The following is a 22,043-nucleotide window of genomic DNA, read 5'->3' on the forward strand; positions in this document are numbered from 1 at the left end:
TACCACCACAGAGTAATGAAGCGACGAACGTTCCTCGCGAGCGGCGTGACGACGGCGACGCTCGGCGTCGCCGGCTGTATCAGCGAGGTCGACGACGAGGGTGAAAACGGCGCCGACGATACGAGCGACGACACCGAAACCAGCGACGACGGCGGCGCGAACGGAGACGACGGCGCCGACACGCTCACCGTCGCGACGTACGGTTCGTTCATCGACGCCCCGAGCGACAGCGCGGGCGAGTGGGTCAAAGAGCAGTTCGACGAACGCTTCGACGCGACCCTCGAGTGGAGCGCCCCCGACCAGGAGGTGAACTACTTCATCGAGCGCCACAACGCCGACGCGGGCATCGACGCCGACGTCTACCTCGGCGTTCGACCCCACGACCTCGTCCGGATCGACCAGAGCACCGACGGGGGGCTGCTCGCGGAAACCGACGAGAGCCGACTCGACCACGCCGCGGACATCGGCGAGGAGTATTACTTCGACCCCGAGGGGCGGGCGATCCCCTCCTACCGGAGCTTCTGTAGTCTCGTCTACAACGGCCACGAGGTCGAGAATCCGGGGAGCTTCGAGGCGCTGCTCGAGGACCAGTACAAGGGCCGCTTCGGTCTGCCGAATCCCCAGGAGGGGACGACCGGCCTGCTGTTCTTGCTGTGGACGATCAACGAGTTCGGCGAGGACGGCTACCTCGAGTACTGGAACGACCTGCTCGACAACGACGCCCGCATCGTCAACTCCTGGAGCGACCTCTACCCCCAGTTCGAGAACGACGAGATTCCGGTCGTCGTCTCCTACTCGAACGACCGGGTGTACGCGAAGCGCGCCGGCAACGACCTCGAGAAACACCAGGTCGGCTTCCTCGACGGCGAAGCCTACGCCAACATGCTCGGAATGGCCCCATTCGCCGACGCGTCGAACGAGGAGCTCGCCTACGAGTTCATGGATTTCATCCTCGAGCCGGAGATCCAGGCGGGGATCGCCGAGCGGAACGTCACCGGGCCGGTCAACCAGGAGACGACCCCGCCGGAGGTCTACCGGGAGTACGCCGAGGAGCCCGACGAGATCGTCTTCTTCGACTACGAGGAGCTCTCGGGCAACCTCGACGACTGGGTCGACGAGTGGGGTCGCGAGATCGCCGGTGGCCGCTGAGACGACGGCGACGCGCGGTCGACACCCTCCTCGAGCGAGCGGCGGCGCTCTCGAACTCCGACCCGCTCACTCGCGGTCGCTTCTCGCCTCGCGGCCGAGTTCGGCCTCCACCGAGTCGACCTTCTCGCTCGCGGCCATCGTCTTCTCGCGCTTGTCGTCGACCTGGACGAGCGTCTGGACCTCCGCGGCGTCGACGGCCTCGTGGGCCGCCGCGCAGGCGGCGAACAGCTCGCGGACGTCCTCGGCTTCGATCGTCGTCGCCATCGGCGTCGTCTCGTACGCCACGTCGTGGTCCTCTAAGGCGTCGATCGCGGCCGCGACGTCGGCGGTGACGTCGCCGTCGGTGATCGGCGTCACGCGCAGCAGGGCAAAGACGGTCATAGACGAGCGTTCGCCGGTGTCTCCGATAGGGGTTTCGCTCCCCTCGAGTCGGCGTCCCGGCTCGCTCCCGACGGGGGGAGCGACGTGACCGCTGATCCACGGCCGGTCCCCTCGGAGGCGGAGTCGACGGCTGAGGAAGCGGACGACGGCGACGGCGGCTACCGCGTCCGCGACCGTCTCGAGCGCCGGGCGATCGCCGTCGCGGCCGTCGTCACCGCGGGCGTGCTCTCGCTGCTGTTTTACTACCCCGTGGCGACGGTGTTCGTCGAGTCGGTGCTCGTCGAGGGGACGCTCACGCTCGCGGTCTTCCTCGAGATCCTGCGCGACCCCTTCTACTTCGGGGATCTCGCCCGGCTGTTCGCCGGCGAGTCGCCGCTGGCGGTGGGACGGGACCTGCTCTCGAGCGACCGCCGGCTGGGGATCGTCGGCTTTACGGCCTACCAGGCGGCGCTCTCGACGGTACTGAGCGTCGCCCTCGGCGTTCCCGCCGCGTACCTGCTCGCCCGCTACGAGTTCCGCGGCCGGCGGCTGTTGCGGTCCCTGACGATCCTGCCGTTCGTGCTGCCCTCGATCATGGTCGCGGTTGGGTTCGTCGCCACCTTCGGGCGCAACGGCACCCTGAACGGTGTTCTGGGGGTGTTCGGGCTCGGTCCGATAGAGCTCATGTTCACGCTCGAGGCGATCCTGATCGCCCACGCCTTCTACAACGCCCCCCTCGTGGCGCGGGTGACGACCGCCGCCTGGGAGTCCGTCGACGCCAGCGCCGTCGAAACCGCCCGCAGTTTGGGTGCGAGCCCGATGCGGGCCTTTCGCGACGTGATCGCCCCGCAGCTCTACCCGGCGGTGATGATGGGCGCGGCGCTGACGTTCGTGTTCACCTTCGGCACCTTTCCCATCGCCCTGGCTCTCGGCGGCTTCCAGCTGGCGACCGTCGAGGTGTTCGTCTACCGGCTGGTTCGCGACCTCAACTACGCCGAGGCCGCGGCGCTGGCGATCATCGAACTCCTCATCACCCTGGGTATCCTCTACGCCTACCTTCGGTACGAGGCCAGCCACGCCGTCCGCTCGCGGGGGATCCGACCGCTGCCGCGTCACCCGCTGTCCCCGCCGACGCTCTCGGTGCGAGAGCTCCTCCCCCGCGCCGGGCTGGCCGTCTACGCGGTGATCGCCCTGTTCGTCTTCGTCTTCCCCATCGCGAGCATGCTCTACGCGAGCGTCTCCGGCCCCGGCGGTTTCACCCTCGATCACTACCGCTTCCTCGCCGAGCGCCAGGCGACCGGCGCGGCGTTTCAGGTCCGTCCGTGGCCCGCCGTCCGCAACTCCCTGCTCTTCGCCGTCGGCGCGCTGCTCATCGCGCTGCCGATGGGCGTCGTCGTCTCGGTGCTGACGACGCGGCGCTACCGCGGTCGAAAGCTGATCGACGCGGTGGCGATGGCGCCGCTCGCGGTGTCGGGGATCATCGTCGGCCTCGGCCTCCTTCGGGGGCCCGTCTTCGGCATCGAGTTCGCCGGCTGGCGCTTCGCGGTGGGCGGCGCGGTCGCCATCGTCGCCGCACACGCCGTCTCGGGCTACCCGTTCGTGGTCCGAACCGTGGCGCCGGGGCTCGAGGGGATCGACCGCAGCCTGATCGAGTCCGCGCGGGCGCTCGGGGCGTCGCGCTGGCGGGCGCTCGTCGACGTCGAACTGCCGCTGGTGTGGCCGGGCGTCGTCGCCGGCGCCGCCTTCGCCTTCGCCATCTCGATGGGGGAGTTCTCCTCGACGGTCGTCCTCGCGACGGGCACCGACCAGTACACGATGCCGGTGGCGATCGAACGGTTCATCGGCCGTCGGCTCGGACCCGCAACCGCAATGGGAGCCGTCCTGCTGGTGATCACGAGCATCAGTTTCGTCGTCCTCGACAGACTCGGGGGTGAGAGCTTTGGGATCTGACGAACGGGGCGGCCGCGAGAGCGGCGTCGCAGCCTCCGCGGCGGCCGACCGCATCGCCGACGCACCCGGCCCCGACGCCCCCGTCGCCGTGGAACTCGAGGGCGTCACCAAACGATACGCAGAAACGACCGCCGTCGACGACGTCTCCCTGGCGGTGCGCGAGGGCGAGTTCTTCACGCTCGTCGGTCCCTCCGGCTGCGGGAAGACGACCACCCTCAGGCTGGTCGCCGGCTTCGAGGAGCCCACCGCGGGCGTGGTCCGCTTCCGGGGAACCGACGTCACCGGCGTCCCCCCCGAGGATCGGGACGTCGGCGTCGTCTTCCAGAACTACGCGCTGTTCCCGCACATGAGCGTCGGCGAAAATATCGCCTACGGGCTCAAGTTCGCCGATCCGCCCGGCGGGGTGTCCGACGAGCGACGAGTACGCGAACTGCTCGAGCTAGTCGACCTCGAGGGGATGCAGGATCGAGAACCCGACCAGCTGTCAGGGGGACAGCAACAGCGCGTCGCCATCGCCCGCGCGCTGGCCCCCGGCCCGAGCGTGCTGTTGCTCGACGAGCCGATGAGCGCTTTAGACGCCCAGCTCCGCGAGCGCCTCCGCGTGCAGGTGAAGGCGATCCAGCGCGAACTCGGGATCACCACCATCTACGTCACCCACGACCAGGAGGAGGCGCTCGCCATCTCCGATCGGGTGGCGGTGATGCGCGAGGGACGCCCGGATCAGGTCGGCCCGCCCCGGGAGATCTACCGCCGACCCGAGACGCCGTTCGTCGCCTCGTTCGTCGGCGACAACAACGTCTTCGACGGCGAGATCGCCGACCTGCGCTCGACGTCCGACGGCGCGGTCGCCACCGTCAGAGTCGGCGCCGAAACCCTCGAGGTCGCCGCCGACGACCGGTCGCTCTCGGTCGGCGACCGGCTCACGTTCTGCGTGCGCCCCGAGCGCTTCGTCATCGGGAGCGAGGAGAACGCACTCACCGCGACCGTCGCGAGCGCGGAGTTCCTCGGGGAGACGACGCGGGTTCACCTCGAGTGGCAGGAGCGGGAGCTGCTGGTTCGGACGCGAGATCCGCTCTCGGGGGAGGTTACGGTGGGGTTCGATCCTGCGGACGCCCACGTCGTCGACGATTCCTGAGGCCGGTCCCGGCCGATGGCGACCCGCGGGAGCGGACCTGAAGACATATATCAGTGGGGAGACGGACCACTGGCATGAAACGGCGCGCCCTCCTCGCAACGCTGACGACCGGCGCCGCGGCGGCCGTCGCCGGCTGTGCGGACGGGTTCGAAGCGCTCGACTCCGGAGCGTCGAACCGAGAGCCCTACGGCGTCGACGACGACGAGTACGTCGATCCCGACCCCGACGACGATCGGCCGGCGCCGGAGGACGACGAGCGCGCGCTACACGCCGCACTGTACCCCCGGGCCGATCTGGTCGGCAGCGAACACGACCTCGCGCTCGAGGTGTTCGCGGTGCCGGAGGACACCGAGGAACTCGTCTTCGAGCTCGATCTCGGGGTGCTCGACGCACACGGCGTCACCCTCGAGGAGCCCGAACTCGACGTGGAGTTCGTCGAGGGCGACGGCTACGACGAGTCCGACGGGCTCGAGCTCGCGGTGGCGGGCGCCGACGGGAACGCCCTCGAGTTGACCCTGACGACCCTCGAGGCGTTCCACGCCGTCGCCGTCTTCTCGCTGGTCGGGTTCGACACGAGCGAGGCCGGAGCGGCGACGGATCTCGAGTACGGGCTTTCGGTCCGGGATCACGACGCCGAGGTGCGATCAGGGACGTTCGATCTCGTCGATCTCGAGAACCAGTCGCCGACGGTTTCTCCGAGAGAGCTATTTACCGGCCGGGAGACACAACGACAGCGGATCGACCTCGAGTGGCTCCGCCCAGCGGGGGAGGAGATCAGGGTCGAGATCGACGTCACCGCCCTCGAGGAGTACGGCTCGCTCGAGGAGACGACGGTCGATCGAACGGAGTTCGTGGGCGGAACCGTCGAGCACGCGGCGGTCGAGGGCGGAATCGTCTCGCTCGAGCTGGCCGTCCCGCCCGACGGCGAGTACGCGACCGGTCAGGTGACGATCGCCGAGATGGACGTCTCGGTCGAGGAGCCCGTCGAGGACGTGATATACGGGGTGTCACTCGAGGGCGTCGTCGACGACGACGCCAAGGTCGAGCCGTTCGAGATCGGTAACTGGGTTTTCAAGACAGAGGCCGAAGCCGCCGAAGACGACGCCGAGGAGTAACGACGAAACCGGGACGGGGCGACGGGGCAACGGCCGCGTTCGACACGCGCCGTCTCGACGGCCCCGCGAGACCGGCTACAGGACGAGCCAGACCACGGAGAAGAGGATGAGCACGCCGGTGATATCACAGACGTTCGTGACGACCGGTATCGTCGTGTCGTCGGGATCGTAGCCCAGCCGAAAGGAGACGTAGACGGAGACGGAGCTGACGACGACGACCCACGCCGCCAGCAGCATCCCGCTGACCATCGTGATGAACAGCAGCGTTCCGAGCCCCAGGGTCCCGCCGAGCGCGCGACCGATCGCCCACGAGGCGACCCCGAGGAGGACGAAGACGGTCGCCGCCAGCCCGAACACCGCGACGACGTTCGCCCGGACGTTCGGATTGCTCGGCGAGAACTCGAGGGTCCCGAGGTGAAGCTGGGTGGACAGCCGCGCGCACATGATCGAGCCGAGGTTGCCCGCGGTGCCGATCATCACCGGGACGAGGACGAGCAGCGACGGGTTCTCGAGCAACTGGTCTTCGAACGTCTCGAGGACCGCCCCCGAGCCCATCTGGAGCGCCGAGAGGACGACCAGTAGCGGCACGAGCGTGGTGACGATCCCGGCGACGGTCCACTCGTCGATGAACTCCTCGACGCCCAGCAGTTCGGGGCCGGCATCGGCGTCCGGCTCGCCGTCGGCGCTCACAACACCACCCCCGCGACGTAGACGCCGACGAGCAGGAACGCGACGCCGAAGACGTCGCCGACGGTCGTGACGACCGGGCCGATGACGTTGTCGGGATCGAGCCCGTGCTGGTAGCCCTTGAAGACCACCGTCAGGAGCACCCCGAGCATCGCGACCGCGCTCAACAGTGCGGCGACCAGCAGGATCACCACGAGCTCGAGTAAGTTCCCGCTTCGACCCAGCGCCAGCAGGACGACCCAGGCGAGGACGGCGATGAACACCGAGACGATGATCCCGTTGAGAAACGAGGCGATCACGGCGTTTCGCAGGCGGTCGTTCCACTCGAAACGGGGTTCGATCAGTCCCTTGTGGAGGCCGCTCGAGAGCCTGGCGCCGAGCGAGCCGTAGACGCCGCCGCGGGTCGCGAGAAACGCCGGCAGTAACAGGAGCAGCCCGGGAACGCTCTCGATCCCGTCCCGCATCGTCTCGGTACCGAGAACCGTTCCGGCGAAGAGGCCCGCCACCAGGCTCACGAGGATAACCGGGAGGGCCTGGCGGTAGACGTCGAGGGCGGAGTCGTAGCCCAGCATCTACTGAGACGTGTTTCTCGAGGAGCTTTACAGATGTGTCGGCACGGAGCCGTGCGGACGACCGACCCACGTCGGTGTAACGCGTCGCCCGGCCGGCTGGGTGCGAAACCGATCCTCGACCGACGGAACGCGCGCCCCGATCGGCCGCTACCGCCGACGGCGCGGTCCGTCGGCACGGCGTCAGTCTTCCCCCGGCAGGATGTCCCCGAGCGCGCCGCCGACGGCCATCGCGGTGAAGACGACCGACACCTGACAGAGGTGGACCCACGGCTCCGCCCAGTCGACCCGGCCCCACAGCGTCATCATCAGCGCCGCGGTGGCGAACGCGATCGCGAGCACCCACACCGGCCGGCGCGGGACCACGCCGAAGTAGGGGTCGTGTATCTGGACCTCCTGAAACCCCGCGACGTAGAGGATGCCGACGACCAGCGCCGCCGCGAAGGCGAGGTTAGCGACGAAGAACGCCGGCGTCGCCGCGAGAAACTCGCCGATCTCGTGGACGCCGTCTTCGACCAGCAGCGGCAGTCCGAAGACGACGCTCCCGACGAACGCCTCGGCTTTGTCCTTGCGCGTGAACTCCGTGATGACGGCGCCGAAGACGCCGTTGTCGGTGACCCGGCGAGTCAGACGGATCGCGTCTCGCACCTCCCGGCGCTCCTCCGGCGCGTCGACCGTCTCCTCGAGGCTCTCGAGTTGGGTCAACACGTCCTCGATCGTCGGATCGGACGGGGGCGGTGAGTCGGGGGGCCGGTTCGACTGACGGGACATACGAAACGCACTCGAGTCGAGGGCGGAAAAGCCGTCGACTCGCGGGTGCGTTCGCCGCGGCTCGCGGGCGCAAAAAACCGGCACTGTTTTGCGCGACCGTGTGCCAGTGTGTGCATATGAAACACGCGAAGGGCCCACTGCTCTCGATCGACCTGAGCGAGCGCGAGGCGACCACCGAGGAGATCGACGACCTCCTCGAGACCTACGTCGGCGGCCGCGCCGTCGGCACCAAACTCGCCCACGACCGGATCCCGTTCGACGCGGACCCGCTGGGCGCGGAGAACCGCCTCTACCTCTCGACGGGGCCGTTCCAGCACTCCCAGATGAGCTTCACCGGCCGGATGTCGGCGACCGCGCTCTCGCCGCTCACCGACGGCCTGCTCTCCTCGAACGCCGGCGGCTTCCTCTCGCGGAACTTCACCGCGACGGGGTACGGCGCCGTCGAAATCGTCGGCGAGAGCGACGAACTCGTCATCGTTCACGTCACCGACGAGGGGGTCGAGTTCGAGGCCGTTCCGGATCTCGCGGGCGCGGAAACCTCCGAGATCTGTGACTACATCGAAGACGAGCACGGCCTCGAGGAGGACCACACCGCCACCGTCGGCCCCGCCGGCGAGAACGAGGTCCGCTTCGCGTCGCTGATGACCTCCCGCGAGCGGGCGTTCGGCCGCGGCGGCCTCGGCGCCGTTCTGGGCGCGAAGAACGTGAAGGCGATCACGTTCGACGGCGACTCAGGTGCCGAAATCGAGATTCCGCCGCTGCAGATGGACGTCCACCGCGAGGCCGCCCAGTCGGATCACATCATGAAGCGCCAGGGAACCTCCTCGATGACGGAGTTCGCGAGCACCGTCAACGCCCTGCCCACCTACTACTTCTCGGAGCTCTCCTTCGAGGGCGCCGAGGGAATCAGCGGCGACCGCGTCGAGGAGAAGAAGTACAAGAAGGGGACCTGCTCGGCGTGTGCGTTCGCCTGCAAGCTCCCCACTCGCGACGAGGAGAGCGGCCTCGAGACCGAGGGCCCCGAGTACGAGACCGTGATGGCCTTCGGCTCGAACTCGGGGGTGGACGACATCGTCGACGTGATGCAGTCGAACAAGCTCTGTGACGAACTCGGGATGGACACCATCTCGGCGGGCGACACCGTCGCCGCCTACCTCGCGAGCGAAGACGAGTTCGGCAACGTCGAACTGATCCACGAGACCGTCGAGAAAATCGCCCACCGCGAGGGGATCGGCGACACGCTCGCGGAGGGCGTCGAGCGCTGTTACGACGAGCTGGGCGTCGACAACTGGACCGTGAAGGGCATGGAGTTCCCCGCCCACGACGGGCGCACCCTGAACGGCCAGGGGCTCGCCTTCGCCACCTCGAACCGCGGCGCCGACCACATGTACGCCGAGTTCTACTCGCTCGAGTACCCCCTCGTCGACGAGGACCAGGCGCTGGACAAGGAAGGGCTCGAGGGCAAGCCGCCGAAGGTCGTCGAGAAGGAGAACCTCAACGTCATCAAGGACAGCGCCGTCCTCTGTAAGTTCTCGCGGGACTTCGTCACGCCCGATCGGCTGGAAACCTTACTCGACGCCGACTACGAGGACCTCCTCGAGATCGGCGCCGAAGTCGTCAGCCTCGAGCGTCACTTCAACAACCAGCGCGGGATGAACCGGAACGACGACACGGTGCCCTACGCCGACGACCTCGAGGGGTTCGAGGAGGCGCTCGACGCCTACTACGAGGAGCGGGGCTGGAACGACGATGGCACGGTTCCCGAGGGAGCCATCGGCGGTGCGGAAGCCGCGACCGCGGACGACTGATCGGCTTCTACTGCGGCGAGTCGGCGGCGGGCGCTTCGCCGCCGGCTTCGTAGCGTTCGAGAGCGGCGCTCGCGTAGCGGTAGCCGACGAGACCGGCCGCGACGGCGCCGATCGACGTCGCGGCCACGCCGGCCGGCGCGAGCGACGACCCGCTGCCGACCAGCCAGAAGCCCGCGAAGGCGGGAAGCGCGAGGAGAACCATCGCGAGGAGGTGCGCCACCATCGCCGAGAGCTCCGGCGGGGTCAACGACGCGGCCATCGGCCCCTCGAGCGTCGGGAGGAACGCCCCGACGCCGAGCGAGATGCCGACGCTCGCGAGCGTCAGGGCGGCCCCGACGGCGACGAGCGCGACCAGCGAGACGCCGTCGTAGCCGCCCACGACGCCGGTCACGACGGCGACGGCGACGGCCAGCGGAACGCCCGGGACGAGCGCCGCGAGGGCGTGGCCCCGCAGCACCGCCCGCCGGCCGCCGGGTGTCGTGAGCAACACCGGCAGCGCGATCCGCTCGTTGCCGATCGGGTTGAGCGTCGTCCCCATCCCGACCGCGGCGGCGACGTACAGCGTGACGAGCGGGGGGACGAACGCCGGCTGTGCGCTCGAGATCTCCGCGGTCACCGGTCCGACCAGCGCGAACGGGAGGACGACGTAGATCATCGCCCGCGGCGACCGGCCGATCCGCCGCCAGACCGCCCGGACGACCGCGGCGGTCTGGCGGCCCGAGACCGCCTCGAGGCCAACTGTTAGCGAGCCAGCGAGGCCACCCGCGTCAGCGTCGACGGTGCCGTCGTCGAGGACGGCCTCGGCGAACCAGAGCGACCGCGCCGCGACGAGAACCGTCGCCGTCGCCAGCGCCGCGATTCCGGCACTGCCGACCAGCGCCGCGAGCGCGCGGACGGGGTCGGCGCCGCCGTCGGGCGTGGTCACCAGAATCAGGTCGCCGTACCAGCCGAGCGGCGTCGCCGCGAGCGCCCCGCCGGCGGTCCGGCTGAGCGCGAGCCCCATGAACGTCGCGAAGACGACGACGATCCCGACGCCGTAGCGGGCGGCGTACAGCCGCGGCGAGCGCCGGATCAGCGCCCGCACGCCGAGGCCCGCCGCCGTCCCGGCGAGCAGTCCGGTCAGCACGACGGCGAGTCCGCCGACCAGCGCGCCCACCGCCGTGACCGGGGCGCCGGTTCCCGCGGCGAACGCGACCGCCCCGGCGACCGCGACCGGGCCGACGAACCACGCGTTCTCGAGCAGTTCGTCGACGAGCACGCCGGCGATCGCCGTCGGCAGCGAGAGCGCGGTGACGAGTTCGACCGGCGGCTCCTCCCAGTCGTCGCTCGTCGTCGCCCCGAGTGCGGCGAGGACGGTGACGACGACGACGCCGATGGCGCCGATCTCCCGGGTGAGCGCGGCGACGGCGGCGGCGTTTTCGCCGGCGACGGTGCCGTAGTGATAGGCGCCGGGTTCGGGCCAGAACGCCGCGTACAGCGGCAGCGGCAGCGAGCCGACGATCACCAGCACGCCGACGGTCGCACCGAGGAGGACCGCCAGGCCGAGCTGCGGGTGTTTGCGCCGCCGACGCAGTTCGACGCGGTGGCGAACGGCCGCGATGAAGGCGATCGTCCGGGACCGGCTCATGAAGACTGCGCGGTGTAGGCGTCGTCGTCCGTGCCTGTCACCTCGAGGAAGACGTCTTCCAGGCTGCCCGCCCCGGCGCCGCGTTCCGCGCGGCGCTTGAGTTCGGCCGGCGTCCCCTCGGCGACCAGCCGGCCGTCGTGGAGGACGCCGATCGCGTCCGCAAGCTCGTCGACGACCGAGAGGATGTGCGTCGACAGAAAGATGGTCATCTCCCGGTCCGCGAGGTCGGCGATCGTCTCGCGCATGGTGCGGGCGGCGCGGGGATCGAGACCGCTCGTGGGCTCGTCGAGAAACGCGACGCTGGGTTCGTGGAGCACCGCCTGAATGACGCCGACCTTCTGGCGCATCCCCTTCGAGTAGGTGTCGATTCGCTTGTCGGCGTCCTCGTGGAGGTCGAAGCGCTCGAGCAGCGCCTCGATGCGGTCGTCGGCCTCCTCCGACGGCAGCTCCCGGAGTCCGGCGACGTACTCGAGCTGTTCGCGACCGGTCAGCTCGTCGTACAGCGGCGGCTCCTCGGGGAGGTAGCCGATGTGGGGGGTGACGGCGTCGCGGTCGGTGACGTCGTAGCCGGCGACGCGGGCCACCCCCGACGTCGGCCGCGTCAGCGTCGTCAGCATCCGCATCGTCGTCGTCTTCCCCGCACCGTTGGGGCCGAGAAAGCCGTAGACACGCCCTCGAGGGATTTCGATCGAGAGCCCGTCGACGGCGGCTTCGTCGCCGTAGCGCTTGGTGAGCTCCCGGGTTTCGATGGCGAGATCGGACATTCGTTACGCGGACTTGTCTCGGGATAGTAATAACGGTGTCTGTCGCGACACTCCCGTCGCGCTCGGGGCTACTCGTCCTCGTCGTTTCGCGGCCGGTTCGGGCGCACGTCGTCTTCTCGAGAGGGGTGGACGTTGATCCCGTGACCCCGGTAGGGGTCCTCGTCGGGGTCGTAGAACAGTTCGCTTCGCTCGAAGAGGTACATGAAGAAGCCGAACAGCGGCACCGCGGCCGTGATCGCCGTCCACTTCCGGCGCTCGAGGGGCACTCGCCCGGTGTCCCAGTAGACGAACGCCGTCAGTCCGACGTGCCACAGGAGGGGGATGCCGACGATCACGGCCAGGAGGACGGTGTCCATACGTATCCGTCGTACCCGAACGGCCCTAAACTCCGCGCCTGTTCGCGTGGAGACGCCCCGGAAACGACGGCGAAGAAGAACAACTGGCATACGGGTACCCCTCGTTCGTGGTACCGATGCGACGAACGGTACTGGTCGTACTCGTCGCGGCGCTGGTCGCACTCGCCGGCTGTAGCGGCGAGACGGGTCCGGAGCCCGACAACGAGTCCGCGCCCGACGACGCCGACGACCTCGAGTCCGCACACGCGGAAGCCGACGGTAACGGCGACGAGACCGACGACGGAGACGACGAGACGGCCGAAAGCGGCGACGAGACCGACGACGGAGACGACGAGACGGCCGAAAGCGGCGACGAGACGGATTCACAGGAGGCGGACGACGACCGCGAGACCGACGAGGACGGTGACGGCGGGACGGATACCGACGAGAGCGGGACGGACGACTCGAGCGCCGACGCCCACGCGGTCGACGGCGAACTCGAGATCCACCACATCGACGTCGGCCAGGCCGACGCCGCGCTGTTGATCGAGCCCTCGGGCGAGACCATGCTGATCGACACGGGCGACTGGCGGCAGGACGGCTCCGGCGTAATTTCCTCCCTCGAGGCCCAGGGCGTCGACCGGATCGACCACCTGGTGGCGACCCACGCCCACGCCGACCACATCGGCGGTCACGCCGCGGTGATCGAACACTACGAGACCGAGGGCGACGGCGTCGACGCGGCGTACGATTCCGGCGTGGCACACACCTCACAGACCTACGAGAGCTACCTCGACGCGGTCGAGGACCACGACGTCACCCTCTACGAGGTCCAGGAGGGCGACTCGGTCGCCTTCGGCGACGCGCACGTCGAGTTCTACAACCCGCCGGCGGGCGATTCGGGAACCGACCTCCACTACAACAGCGTCGCGCTCACCGTCGCGTTCGGCGAGGTGACCTACCTGACGACCGGCGACGCCGAGGACGGCGCGGAGGCGCGGATGGTCGACGCCTACGGCGACGACCTCGCCGCCGACGTCTACCAGGCGGGCCACCACGGCTCCTCGACGAGTTCGACCGCGCCCTTCCTCGACGCAGTCGACCCCAGTGTGGCGGTGATCTCGAGCGCGTACGGCAGCCAGTACGGTCACCCCCACGACGAGGTGCTCGAGTCGTTCGGCGACCGCGGGATCGAAACCTACTGGACCGGCGTCCACGGCGCCGTGGTCGTGACGACCGACGGCGAGACGGTGGCGGTCGAACCCGCCAGTGAGGGGCCGACCGACGGCTCCGAGCTCATCGACGAGAAGCCTGCCGACGATGACGACACGGCCGCCCTGATCCACCCGGCGGTTGATGTGACTGGCGCGCCTACGACCGGTTAATGGGAGACGCCGAACCCGAACCGGCCGTTGCCGTTCTCGACCGGATCGTCGACGGGAGCGCGGTGTTGTTGCTCGAGGCCGACGGCGAGGTCGTCGACGAGCGCATCGTCGAGGTAACGGCCCTGCCCGAAGAGGGACGCCACGAGGGAGCCGTTTTCGACGTCGATATCGAAGACGGCCTCGAGGCGACCTACCGACCGGACGAGGAACGGGAGCGACGGGAGCGCGCACAGGAGCGGTTCGACCGGCTCTCGAGGCGCCTGGGCGAGGAGTAGGCGGCGAGCCGAGTCCGCGGCGTTCACCCGCACCGCCGTGTTCGGCCGAGATGCACGCGACTCGCCGTCGTCCGAACGAAAAATCCGTTCGGAAAGAATCGATGTCTCGAGAGCGGCCGCCTCAGCCCCAGAGCGCCGCCGCGAGCGAGCCGACAACGCCAGTTCCGGAGCCGTCGTCGTCGGCCGCTATTCGGGTCGTTCGCGCGTCGTGGTCCTCGTCGGGGAGCGCGACCGCACCGAACTGCGAGACGAACAGCAGCGCGATCGCTCGCTCGAGGCCCGCCTCGACGACGTCGCCCTCGCCGGCGGGTGCCTCCTCGGCGAGCGCCGTTGCGGCCGCCTCGATCTCGCCGACGATCTCATCGGGGTCGTCGTCGGGATCGATCGTCTCGTGGAACCGGTGGCCGGCGAGCCTCGCGACGCCCGCGACCGCCCGTCGGTCGTCCGCGGCGGCCTCGAGGACGTCTTCGACCGTCGCCTCCGCGTCAGTCGCCGTTCCCGCGGCACCGGGCTCGTCGTGGATCTCGGGCTCGAGACCCAGACCCTCGTAGAGTTCGGCCATCGTCGGCGCGTAGTCGTCGAGACCCGCGTCGAGCCAGCCGTCCGCGTCAGCAGAGACCTTGTAGCCGGCGAAGGCGTTCTTCTCGGCCTCACCGAGCTGGCCCGCCGGCGCCTCGAGGTCGTCGTCTATCTCCTCGATCGCGTCGGCGTCGAACGCCTCGCTTTCGGTGCCGTATATCGGCGCGGCAACGGCGTTCCAACCGGGCTCGAGGTCGGTGCCGTCCGGATCGTCGCGCAACCCCGGCGGGACGCTCTCGTCGTACTGGAAGTCGACGACGGCTCTGACGCCCTCTTCGGGCTCGATCCTGAACGCCGACAGCGTGTCGACGTGCTGAAGCGCGCCCGAGCCGGTGACGGTCTGCCACACCTGGTCGTCCTGGTTCCAGGCTTCAACGGTGCCCGCGAACTCGTCGGGACCGGCGACGCCGAACAGCTCCCAGATCGTCCGGTCGGTCGGACCGGGGGTTCCGAGTCCGTACTCGCCGCCGGGCTCGAGGACGAGGTCGACCGCGATGGCTGTCGGCTCCGAGCGGTCGACCTCCTCGGGCGGCGCCGTCAGGAAGGGCGAGTACGCGATGTCGCCGTCGGCAATAGTGTCGTCGTACGTTCGATCGCCGAGGTAGTTCAGGCGGACGTCGAACGGGCCGTCCGGCGCGGCGAACCCGTCGTCGGGTTCGCCGACGAACGGCACGTCGGTGGCCGAGAGGTCGTTGAACCTGGCGAGGACGGCGTCGGCATCGAGCCCGAAGATGCCACCGTCGAGATCGATCCCGATTTCGGCGTCGATCCGGTTGTCCTCGTAGGTCGTCAGCTCGCCCGTCTGGACGATTCCGGTGTCCGAAACGTCGAGTTCGTTGTCGGTGACGTGGAGTTCGCTGTCGCCGAGTCCGAGATCGCCGACGCGGACGCCGACGGCGGCGTCGACGACGCTGTTGTTCGCGACCGTGCCGGCGAGGTCCTCGACGAGGATGCCGTTGTCGCGGTCGGCGAGCGGGTCGTCGTCGTCGGGACCGGTGATCTCGTTGTCCTCGATCGTGCTCTCGCCGCTGCCGGTGAAGTCGCCGTCGACGACGATCCCGCCGTTGAAGTCCTCGCCGTACGTGATGTCACAGTCCGTGACGGTGACGTCGGCGGCGTTCTGGAGGTAGATCCCGCCCCAGCCGATGAGGTCGGTGGGGTTCTCGACGGTGACGCCGGTGATCGTCACGTCAGCAACCGGGCCGCCGGAGAGGTCCGTGCCGACGCCGATGCCGGCGTCGAGCATCCGGCCGCCCTCGACGGTCACGTCGGAGACGTCCGCGTCGAGGAAGACGCCGCTGGTTCCCGCCGTGGTGACGTTCCTGACCGTCGCGCCGCTGACGCCGTCGTCGATCCGAACCCCGTTGCCGATCTCGTTCTTCGGATCCGCCGCGCCGTCGACGACGTTCGCGGCGAGGTTCTCGAGGGTCACGTCGTCGGCGTTGACGTTGATCACGTTCGGCGCCGGTACGTCGCGTTCGTGGAGGATCACCGGCTCCGCGCCGTCTTCCCCGCGAATCGTGATGTCCGGCGTGCCGACGTACAGCCCGGCCTGGAAGCCGCGGTCGGGCTCGTCGACTTCGTAAACGCCGTCGGCGACGACGACCTCGTCGCCCGGGTTGACGAAGTCGACGGCCGTCTGGAGGTCGTCGATCGCCTCCGGGACGTGGATCGGCGACGCGTAGACGGTCGTCGGCCGGAACGTAACCGACGTCTCGTCGTCCGCGGTCACGAAGGTCGCCTCGATCGCGAACTCGCCGAGTTCGTCGCCGAGAGTCTCGACGGTCACCGTCAGTTCGCCGTCGTACGGCTCGTCGAACTCGACGGGGTCGCCGAAGTCGGTTTCCTCGCCATCGACGAACAGTTCGAGGTCGCCGCGGTCGATGAACTGCAACCCGGTGACGTCGACGGTGAGCGCCTCTATCGCCTCGGCGTCGACCGTGAGCGACGTCGACTCGCCGGGCTCGATCCGTTCTGCTGGCGCCTCGAGCACCTCGATCGGGGGCGCCTCGACGACGTGTTCGACCGCGTTCGCCAGAATCTGGCGGCCGGTGGCGGTGACGTCGTCTCGATCGACGAACGTCCCGACGCCGAGCGAGGCGGCGAGAACCGTTCGTGTCAGGTCGTCGACGGCGAGTCCGTCGCCCGTCTCCGTGAACAGAACGGCGGTCTCGGCGAGCGTGACGCCCGCAACCTGGCCGGTGTACTCCTCGAAGAAGGTGTGGAAGCCGCCCGCGAACATCCCCATACCGAGGTCGACGGGTTCGGGCTGGGTTATCGGTGCGCTCTCGCCCTCCTCGATAACACCCTCGAGGATCGGGTGGCTCTGTCCGACGGCGTACTCGACGTCGGGGGCCTGATTCTCGACGATCATGTCGACCGTCTCCGCTGGATCGCCGGTCGCGGCCGACAGCTGCGAGATCGCGTTGCTCGCCGACTCGAACTGATCCAGGTAGACGACGCCGACCGCGGGGTCGCTCGCGACCGCCGCGAAGTCGGCCGCCTCGTCGCCGAGGTTCTGGGCGACGTACGCCTCGTGATCGCCGTCGCCCGCGGCGTCGATCGCCTCCGTCGCCTCGAGGATCTCGAACTGGTAGCGAGGTGGCAGCGCCTCCCCGAGTAGCGCCTCGAGGTCGGCGCCGTAGGCGCCCTGATCGTCGATGATCCCGATCGGCACTGGTGAGTCGAACACCGACGTCGGGCCGGTCGTCACCGTCGTCTCCTCGCCGGCACCCGTAAGGGTGTGCTCGAGTTCGAGGTCGCCGGTTCCGTCCTCGCCGGTTTCGACCTCGACTTCGACAGTGCCGGTAACCGGCGAGTCGAACGCGACGGACTCGCCGAACGCAGCCTCTTCGCCGTCGACCAGCAGGGCTGCCTCACCCTCGTAATCGCCGACCTGCTCGACGGTGAGCGTCTCGAGGTTCGCCGCGTGAAGCTCGAGCGACAGCGTGTTGCCCGCCTCGAGGCCGTCGGGCTGGTCGTCGGTGATCGAAACCGCGAGCGCGTCGCCGAGCACGAACTCGTGGGTAACGAACTCGTCGTCGACCTCGACGGTCGTCGTCTCCGTCGCGTAGCCGAACGCCTCGGCCGTGACCTCGTACGTTCCGGGACCCGCCCGGAGCGTGTACTCGCCGTCGTCGTCGGTTTCGGTGGGGAAACCGTCGAGATCCACCGTCGCGTCGGCGATCGGATCGCCGTCGGTATCCGTGACGGTACCGGTGACGCCGCTTTCGGCGGCGACGCGACCGATCGCTGCCACCGCGTCGACGATCCCGTCGCCGTAGCGGGTGTCCGTCTCGCCGTCGGGGTTCCGGGCCGTCGAGGAGAGCGCCGCCTTGATCTGCTCGTTCGTCGGTGACTCCACCGCGACCCCCTCGATCAACCCGACGAGGCCGGCGACGTGCGGGGCCGCCATCGACGTCCCCGAAATCGCCTCGTAGGGCCCGTCGTCGTGATCGAGCGGGAACGCGCTCACCACGTCGACGCCGGGTGCCGAGACGTCGGGAACGACGTACTCCTCGGGCCACTCGTCGGGAGCAAGGCGGCCCCAGGCGGCGTCGGTGTCGATCGTCTCGCCGCTCGAGAAGTTCGCCACCTCCTCGTCCTCGTCGGTCGCGCCGATCGCGACCGAGTCGTAGACGTTGGCGGGCGACCCCGACGTCCCCACGCCGTCGTTGCCCGACGAGGAGATGACGAGCGTGCCGGCGCGTTCGGCGTTGCGGACCGGCTCGATCATCTCGCCGACGTAGCCGGTGACCCCCAGGCTGAGGTTCATCGCGTCGGCCTCCTCGACGACCGCCCACTCCATCCCGCCGAGGATCTGGGCGAACGTACCGCCGCCGCCGTCATCGAGGACCTTGCCGTGCAGGAGTTCCGCGTCGGGGGCGACCCCGATCGCCGTCCCGGAGTCGTCGCCGCCGACGACCGTCCCCGAGACGTGCGTGCCGTGGAGGTGCGGGTCGTTCGGCTCCGAGTCGATCTCGTCGCCGTCGCCGTCGAACTCGGCCCAGTTCTCGTCCGCGATCTCGATGTCCGGATGGGCGGGGTCGACGCCGGTGTCCAGCACCGCGATGCTGGCTCCCTCGCCGCGGTTGTCGTAGGTGTCCCAGGCCTCCGGCGCACCGATCTGCTCGAGGCCGTAGGTGAACTCCCCGTCGGTCTCGGCTCCGGCGGTGACGTCGTCGTCTGGAATCTCGAACTCGAAGTTCGGGTGGACCTCCGCGACGCCCTCCTGGGCCGCGAGCGACTCGAGATCGACCTGTCCCGTATCGACCTCGAGTAAGATCGCGTTCGCGAGCCAGAACCGGTTTTTGACCTCGAGTCCGTCGGTCTCCTCGACGTAGTCGACGATCGGCTCCTGAGCCTCCCTCGCTTCTGCCTGGAGTTCGTCGACGACCGACATGCCCGCGATCAGCGGAACGTCGACCTCGTCGGCGCGAACGACGACCTCGCTCGAGCCCTCGGCCATCGCAAGCCCTGCCCCGGTTGGCAACACGCTAACTGCCCCTGTGATACCGAGTCCCTGTAGAACCCGTCTCCTCGATACTCCGTGACTGCCGTGTTCATCCGTCATGATAGTATTTGGCACGATTGCCAGTGCGAATTGACGGGGGCTACACCTATTAATTACTTTTTAATTATACGGTTGTATTTTCTTGATCTGTGTACTGTGGGTGTGAATTAATTAGTTGTTTGTGATTTCCGCGGCAAGATATTCCGCTGTTGAGAGAACGAGTGGGTCAGTTCGCCGTTCGAGGAGCGCACACGACGAGGGGCGCGCGAACTGCCGCACCCATCCGCGAACGATCACCGAACGCTGCGCTCGAGCGTTCCCGTTCGACCGGCGGACCTCATCTCGGATCGCCGCACCCCGACACAACCCCTCGGACCGCTGCACCCAGCCACGACCACCTTTTGTCTCGCTCGCAAAATCTGGACGAAAAAGTGAAAATGAAAGCCCCTACTCGACGGTAAACTCGATCGCTGCACCCTGTCCGAAGCCGACACAGAGCGTGGCGAGACCGCGGCCGCCACCGCGCTCGAGCAACTCGTGGATCAGCGTCACCGGGAGACGGGCGCCGGAGGCCCCCAGCGGGTGGCCGAGCGCGATGGCGCCGCCGTTGACGTTGAACTTCTCGGGATCGACGCCGAGTTCGTCCCGGCTGTACACCGCCTGGCTCGCGAAGGCTTCGTTGAGTTCGACGAGGTCGTAGTCGTCGATCTCGCGGCCCGTGCGCTCGAGCAGCCCCTCGGTCGCGGGAACGGGGCCGATCCCCATCACCGTGGGGTCGACGCCGGCGACGTTGTTCGACCCGACTTCCGCGAGGACCTCGAGGCCGTGGTCCTCGGCGAATTCCTCGCTCGTCACGAGGACGCCCGCCGCCCCGTCGGAGATCTGGGAGGCGTTGCCGGGGGTGACCGTCCCGTCGCCCTTGAAGACGGTCGGAAGGCCGGCCAGGGTCTCGAGGTCCGTATCGCGGCGGATGCCCTCGTCCTCGGTGACGGTGCCGTCCTCGGTTTCGATCGGAACGATCTGGTCCTCGAAGCGGCCCTCGTCGGTGGCGGCGGCGGCGCGCTCGTGGCTCCGCAGCGCGAACTCGTCCTGGGTCTCCCGGGAGACGTCGTACACCTCGGCGACCTTCTCGGCGGTCATCCCCATCTGGAGTTCGCCGACGTTGTACTCCGTCGCCAGCGTCGGGTGGAGGTGGACGTGGCCCTCCCCCATCGGATTACGGGACATGTTCTCGACGCCGCCGGCGATGATACACTCGCGCTGGCCCGCCCGGATCGCGTCGGAGGCGGAGATAATCGTCTGCATCGAGGAGGCACACCAGCGGTTGATCGTCGTTGCCGGCACCGACTCCCCGAGATCCGAGAGCAGGGCGATCACGCGCGCCACGTTGTTGTCCTGTTCGCCGCGCTGCTGGGCGCAGCCCCACATCAGGTCGTCGACCTCCTCACCGGAGAGACCGGTTTCCGCGAGGATGTCGTTGACGAGCGGAATCGAGAGGTCCTCGCTGCGAACGTCGGCGAAGACGCCGTCTTCTTTCCCCTGGGGCGTCCGGACGGCACGTGCGATCACTGGCGTCTGTGTCATACTCGCAGGGAGGTCCCTCACGAACTTAAATGCCGGTAGAACTGCGGGTGACGCGGGCGGAGTTTACGCCCCGACGCGAGAACAATCCTTATCCCGGCCGTCTGGGAATGAACGTCCATGGACGACGACGGAGCGAGCGAGGGCCTCGAGGCTGACGCCGGTGAGACGAACGACGACCGCTCGAGTCCGCCCGCGGAAACGACGGCGGAATCCGAGACGCCGGACGAGTCGGTCGACGGCGAGGGAACGGAACCGTCGGACGAGAGTCCGATGCCCGGCGTTCCCGATCCCGAGGCGGCCGAAAACGAGGTGCCTGACGACGTCCAGAAGTACGCCCGTTTCCAGAAGATGGACGGCGCCCAGTACGAGCGGGTCAACGAGTTCCTGCGGGACCGGACGTACATCACGGCCCGCGAGTGGGCCATCGCGCGCCTCTGTTCTGACTTCCGGACCGAAACCGGCGTCGAGATGACCAAGATCGGCGAGAACCTCCCGGAACTGGTGCCGTTCATGACCGACACCTACTCCCCGCAGGCGGTCAACCAGGCCCGCTCGTCGTTCGAGAACAAGGTGCGGATGTCCGGCGCCACGTTCCTCTACGGCGCGATGTGTGACTTCTTCACCGCCGAGGAGCTCGACGACGTGATGTACGAGGCGACCGAGGTCGCGAAGTTCCTCCTCGAGGTCGAGGGCGTCGACCTCTCGGTGGAGGACGAACTCGAGGCAGAAGAGCGGATCTCGACGGTGATGCGCGAGGTCCGCGAGGCGAGCAAGGAGCTGCGGGCGGAGGACGACTGAGCTACTCCTCGTCGCCGCCTTCGTCGCGTTCCTCGAGCAGCTCCGACAGCCGCGTCTCGGGCGCGTTCGCCTCGAGGTCGGCCAGGCGTTCCTCGTCGACGAACAGCGACGGGTCGTCGTGGGCGAACGACACCCAGGTGTCGATCGACAGCGGGCGGACGTGGATCCGGAGTTCGCCCTCCTCGAGTGCCGTCTCGAACACCGGTTTCATCTCCTGAAGGCCGTAGGCCAGCGGGACGAGCACTGCCGTCTCGGAGTCGGTGTCGAGTTCGACCGCCAGCGCGAACGTGGTGTTCCCCATCGGCCGGTGGTAGATCTCGGCCGCGTCGAACGTGACGTCCTCGCGCTCGACGATCGCCTCGACGGTGTCGTACTCGCTGTCCGGAACCAGGACGCTGAACCCGAACCGCTCGTCCTTCTGGACCGGCGAGACGTCGCCCGGCTGGACGACGACGACCTCCCAGCCGGCCTCGCGGTACTCCTCGGCGATCGCGTCGGTGTCCGCGAGCAGGTCCTCCCAGAGTTTCACTCCCGGCGTTGCCGACCCCGAGTCGTCGCTCATCGGCTCCCCCCCGACAGCGGGGGCGCACTCGCCGTCCCGTCGGTTCTCGCGTGCATGCACCAGTCGGGGAGCGTCAG

The 22,043-nt window shown here is 68.7% G+C and carries 18 protein-coding genes; 8 read left to right on the forward strand and 10 right to left on the reverse strand.

Going from position 1 to position 22,043, the window contains the following annotated elements; all coding sequences use genetic code 11:
• Positions 1-15 precede the first annotated feature (15 nt).
• On the forward strand, positions 16-1,149 hold the full coding sequence (locus NMQ11_RS14130; protein ID WP_255169095.1) for a thiamine ABC transporter substrate-binding protein: 1,134 nt from the start codon (positions 16-18) through the stop codon (positions 1,147-1,149).
• A 66-nt stretch (positions 1,150-1,215) separates the two neighbouring features.
• Here the strand turns inward: NMQ11_RS14130 and NMQ11_RS14135 are convergent, their stop codons facing one another.
• Entirely contained in the window at positions 1,216-1,530 is a 315-nt protein-coding gene (locus NMQ11_RS14135) for a thiamine-binding protein (RefSeq protein ID WP_255169096.1), read from the reverse strand.
• An 84-nt stretch (positions 1,531-1,614) separates the two neighbouring features.
• Here NMQ11_RS14135 and NMQ11_RS14140 point away from each other — a divergent pair, with 84 nt between their 5' ends.
• The 3 genes from NMQ11_RS14140 (at position 1,615) to NMQ11_RS14150 (ending at position 5,709) form a co-directional block, all read left to right on the forward strand.
• Positions 1,615-3,459 carry an ABC transporter permease gene (locus NMQ11_RS14140; RefSeq protein WP_345781445.1) on the forward strand — a complete coding sequence of 615 codons (1,845 nt, stop codon included), beginning with the start codon at positions 1,615-1,617 and terminating at the stop codon, positions 3,457-3,459.
• Between the two features lie 52 nt (positions 3,460-3,511).
• Positions 3,512-4,594 carry an ABC transporter ATP-binding protein gene (locus NMQ11_RS14145; protein ID WP_255170901.1) on the forward strand — a complete coding sequence of 361 codons (1,083 nt, stop codon included), beginning with the start codon at positions 3,512-3,514 and terminating at the stop codon, positions 4,592-4,594.
• A 74-nt stretch (positions 4,595-4,668) separates the two neighbouring features.
• Positions 4,669-5,709 (forward strand): hypothetical protein, encoded by a 1,041-nt coding sequence (locus NMQ11_RS14150; RefSeq protein WP_255169097.1) that lies wholly within the window; start codon positions 4,669-4,671, stop codon positions 5,707-5,709.
• A gap of 75 nt (positions 5,710-5,784) precedes the next feature.
• Here NMQ11_RS14150 and NMQ11_RS14155 read toward each other — a convergent pair whose 3' ends face one another.
• The 3 genes from NMQ11_RS14155 to NMQ11_RS14165 all read right to left on the reverse strand — a co-directional run bounded on the left by NMQ11_RS14155 (position 5,785) and on the right by NMQ11_RS14165 (position 7,736).
• Positions 5,785-6,357 (reverse strand): magnesium transporter, encoded by a 573-nt coding sequence (locus tag NMQ11_RS14155; RefSeq protein WP_255170902.1) that lies wholly within the window; start codon positions 6,355-6,357, stop codon positions 5,785-5,787.
• A 38-nt stretch (positions 6,358-6,395) separates the two neighbouring features.
• Positions 6,396-6,968 (reverse strand): magnesium transporter, encoded by a 573-nt coding sequence (locus tag NMQ11_RS14160; protein ID WP_255169098.1) that lies wholly within the window; start codon positions 6,966-6,968, stop codon positions 6,396-6,398.
• 180 nt (positions 6,969-7,148) lie between these two features.
• On the reverse strand, positions 7,149-7,736 hold the full coding sequence (locus NMQ11_RS14165) for a DUF2391 family protein (RefSeq protein ID WP_255169099.1): 588 nt from the start codon (positions 7,734-7,736) through the stop codon (positions 7,149-7,151).
• Positions 7,737-7,852: 116 nt separating this feature from the next.
• On the opposite strand from NMQ11_RS14165, the gene NMQ11_RS14170 reads away from it, so the two are divergent.
• Entirely contained in the window at positions 7,853-9,544 is a 1,692-nt protein-coding gene (locus tag NMQ11_RS14170) for an aldehyde ferredoxin oxidoreductase family protein (RefSeq protein WP_255169100.1), read from the forward strand.
• 7 nt (positions 9,545-9,551) lie between these two features.
• Here the strand turns inward: NMQ11_RS14170 and NMQ11_RS14175 are convergent, their stop codons facing one another.
• The 3 genes from NMQ11_RS14175 to NMQ11_RS14185 form a co-directional block, all read right to left on the reverse strand.
• Positions 9,552-11,171: a hypothetical protein gene (locus NMQ11_RS14175; RefSeq protein WP_255169101.1), complete on the reverse strand. Its 1,620-nt coding sequence runs from the start codon at positions 11,169-11,171 to the stop codon at positions 9,552-9,554.
• Positions 11,168-11,935 (reverse strand): ABC transporter ATP-binding protein, encoded by a 768-nt coding sequence (locus tag NMQ11_RS14180; protein WP_255169102.1) that lies wholly within the window; start codon positions 11,933-11,935, stop codon positions 11,168-11,170. Before NMQ11_RS14180 ends, NMQ11_RS14175 begins: the two co-directional genes overlap by 4 nt.
• A gap of 68 nt (positions 11,936-12,003) precedes the next feature.
• Positions 12,004-12,291, reverse strand: a complete 288-nt coding sequence (locus tag NMQ11_RS14185; protein WP_255169103.1) for a hypothetical protein — start codon at positions 12,289-12,291, stop codon at positions 12,004-12,006.
• Positions 12,292-12,407: 116 nt separating this feature from the next.
• Here NMQ11_RS14185 and NMQ11_RS14190 point away from each other — a divergent pair, with 116 nt between their 5' ends.
• A complete protein-coding gene (locus NMQ11_RS14190) occupies positions 12,408-13,655 on the forward strand; it encodes a ComEC/Rec2 family competence protein (RefSeq protein WP_255169104.1) in 1,248 nt (415 codons plus the stop codon).
• Positions 13,655-13,930 carry a DUF3006 family protein gene (locus NMQ11_RS14195; protein ID WP_255169105.1) on the forward strand — a complete coding sequence of 92 codons (276 nt, stop codon included), beginning with the start codon at positions 13,655-13,657 and terminating at the stop codon, positions 13,928-13,930. Before NMQ11_RS14190 ends, NMQ11_RS14195 begins: the two co-directional genes overlap by 1 nt.
• 121 nt (positions 13,931-14,051) lie before the next feature.
• On the opposite strand, the gene NMQ11_RS14200 is transcribed toward NMQ11_RS14195, so the two are convergent.
• Together NMQ11_RS14200 and NMQ11_RS14205 are read right to left on the reverse strand one after the other, a co-directional pair.
• Positions 14,052-19,001, reverse strand: a complete 4,950-nt coding sequence (locus NMQ11_RS14200; protein ID WP_255169106.1) for a S8 family serine peptidase — start codon at positions 18,999-19,001, stop codon at positions 14,052-14,054.
• Between the two features lie 468 nt (positions 19,002-19,469).
• Positions 19,470-20,606: a thiolase family protein gene (locus NMQ11_RS14205; RefSeq protein WP_255169107.1), complete on the reverse strand. Its 1,137-nt coding sequence runs from the start codon at positions 20,604-20,606 to the stop codon at positions 19,470-19,472.
• A gap of 117 nt (positions 20,607-20,723) precedes the next feature.
• Here NMQ11_RS14205 and NMQ11_RS14210 point away from each other — a divergent pair, with 117 nt between their 5' ends.
• On the forward strand, positions 20,724-21,404 hold the full coding sequence (locus tag NMQ11_RS14210; RefSeq protein WP_255169108.1) for a DUF5806 family protein: 681 nt from the start codon (positions 20,724-20,726) through the stop codon (positions 21,402-21,404).
• Position 21,405: 1 nt separating this feature from the next.
• Here NMQ11_RS14210 and NMQ11_RS14215 read toward each other — a convergent pair whose 3' ends face one another.
• Positions 21,406-21,966, reverse strand: coding sequence for a DUF7529 family protein (locus NMQ11_RS14215; protein ID WP_255169109.1), 561 nt, complete (start codon positions 21,964-21,966; stop codon positions 21,406-21,408).
• Between the last annotated feature and the right edge of the window lie 77 nt (positions 21,967-22,043).

It is taken from the genome of Natrononativus amylolyticus, from assembly GCF_024362525.1.
Classification (GTDB): domain Archaea; phylum Halobacteriota; class Halobacteria; order Halobacteriales; family Natrialbaceae; genus Natrononativus; species Natrononativus amylolyticus.

Excerpts from the sequence above, each read along its gene's own strand:
- NMQ11_RS14130 (WP_255169095.1), top strand. The coding sequence starts at position 16 with ATGAAGCGACGAACGTTCCTCGCGAGCGGCGTGACGACGGCGACGCTC.
- NMQ11_RS14135 (WP_255169096.1), bottom strand. The coding sequence starts at position 1,530 with ATGACCGTCTTTGCCCTGCTGCGCGTGACGCCGATCACCGACGGCGAC.
- NMQ11_RS14150 (WP_255169097.1), top strand. The coding sequence starts at position 4,669 with ATGAAACGGCGCGCCCTCCTCGCAACGCTGACGACCGGCGCCGCGGCG.
- NMQ11_RS14160 (WP_255169098.1), bottom strand. The coding sequence starts at position 6,968 with ATGCTGGGCTACGACTCCGCCCTCGACGTCTACCGCCAGGCCCTCCCG.
- NMQ11_RS14165 (WP_255169099.1), bottom strand. The coding sequence starts at position 7,736 with ATGTCCCGTCAGTCGAACCGGCCCCCCGACTCACCGCCCCCGTCCGAT.
- NMQ11_RS14170 (WP_255169100.1), top strand. The coding sequence starts at position 7,853 with ATGAAACACGCGAAGGGCCCACTGCTCTCGATCGACCTGAGCGAGCGC.
- NMQ11_RS14175 (WP_255169101.1), bottom strand. The coding sequence starts at position 11,171 with ATGAGCCGGTCCCGGACGATCGCCTTCATCGCGGCCGTTCGCCACCGC.
- NMQ11_RS14180 (WP_255169102.1), bottom strand. The coding sequence starts at position 11,935 with ATGTCCGATCTCGCCATCGAAACCCGGGAGCTCACCAAGCGCTACGGC.
- NMQ11_RS14185 (WP_255169103.1), bottom strand. The coding sequence starts at position 12,291 with ATGGACACCGTCCTCCTGGCCGTGATCGTCGGCATCCCCCTCCTGTGG.
- NMQ11_RS14190 (WP_255169104.1), top strand. The coding sequence starts at position 12,408 with ATGCGACGAACGGTACTGGTCGTACTCGTCGCGGCGCTGGTCGCACTC.
- NMQ11_RS14195 (WP_255169105.1), top strand. The coding sequence starts at position 13,655 with ATGGGAGACGCCGAACCCGAACCGGCCGTTGCCGTTCTCGACCGGATC.
- NMQ11_RS14205 (WP_255169107.1), bottom strand. The coding sequence starts at position 20,606 with ATGACACAGACGCCAGTGATCGCACGTGCCGTCCGGACGCCCCAGGGG.
- NMQ11_RS14210 (WP_255169108.1), top strand. The coding sequence starts at position 20,724 with ATGGACGACGACGGAGCGAGCGAGGGCCTCGAGGCTGACGCCGGTGAG.
- NMQ11_RS14215 (WP_255169109.1), bottom strand. The coding sequence starts at position 21,966 with ATGAGCGACGACTCGGGGTCGGCAACGCCGGGAGTGAAACTCTGGGAG.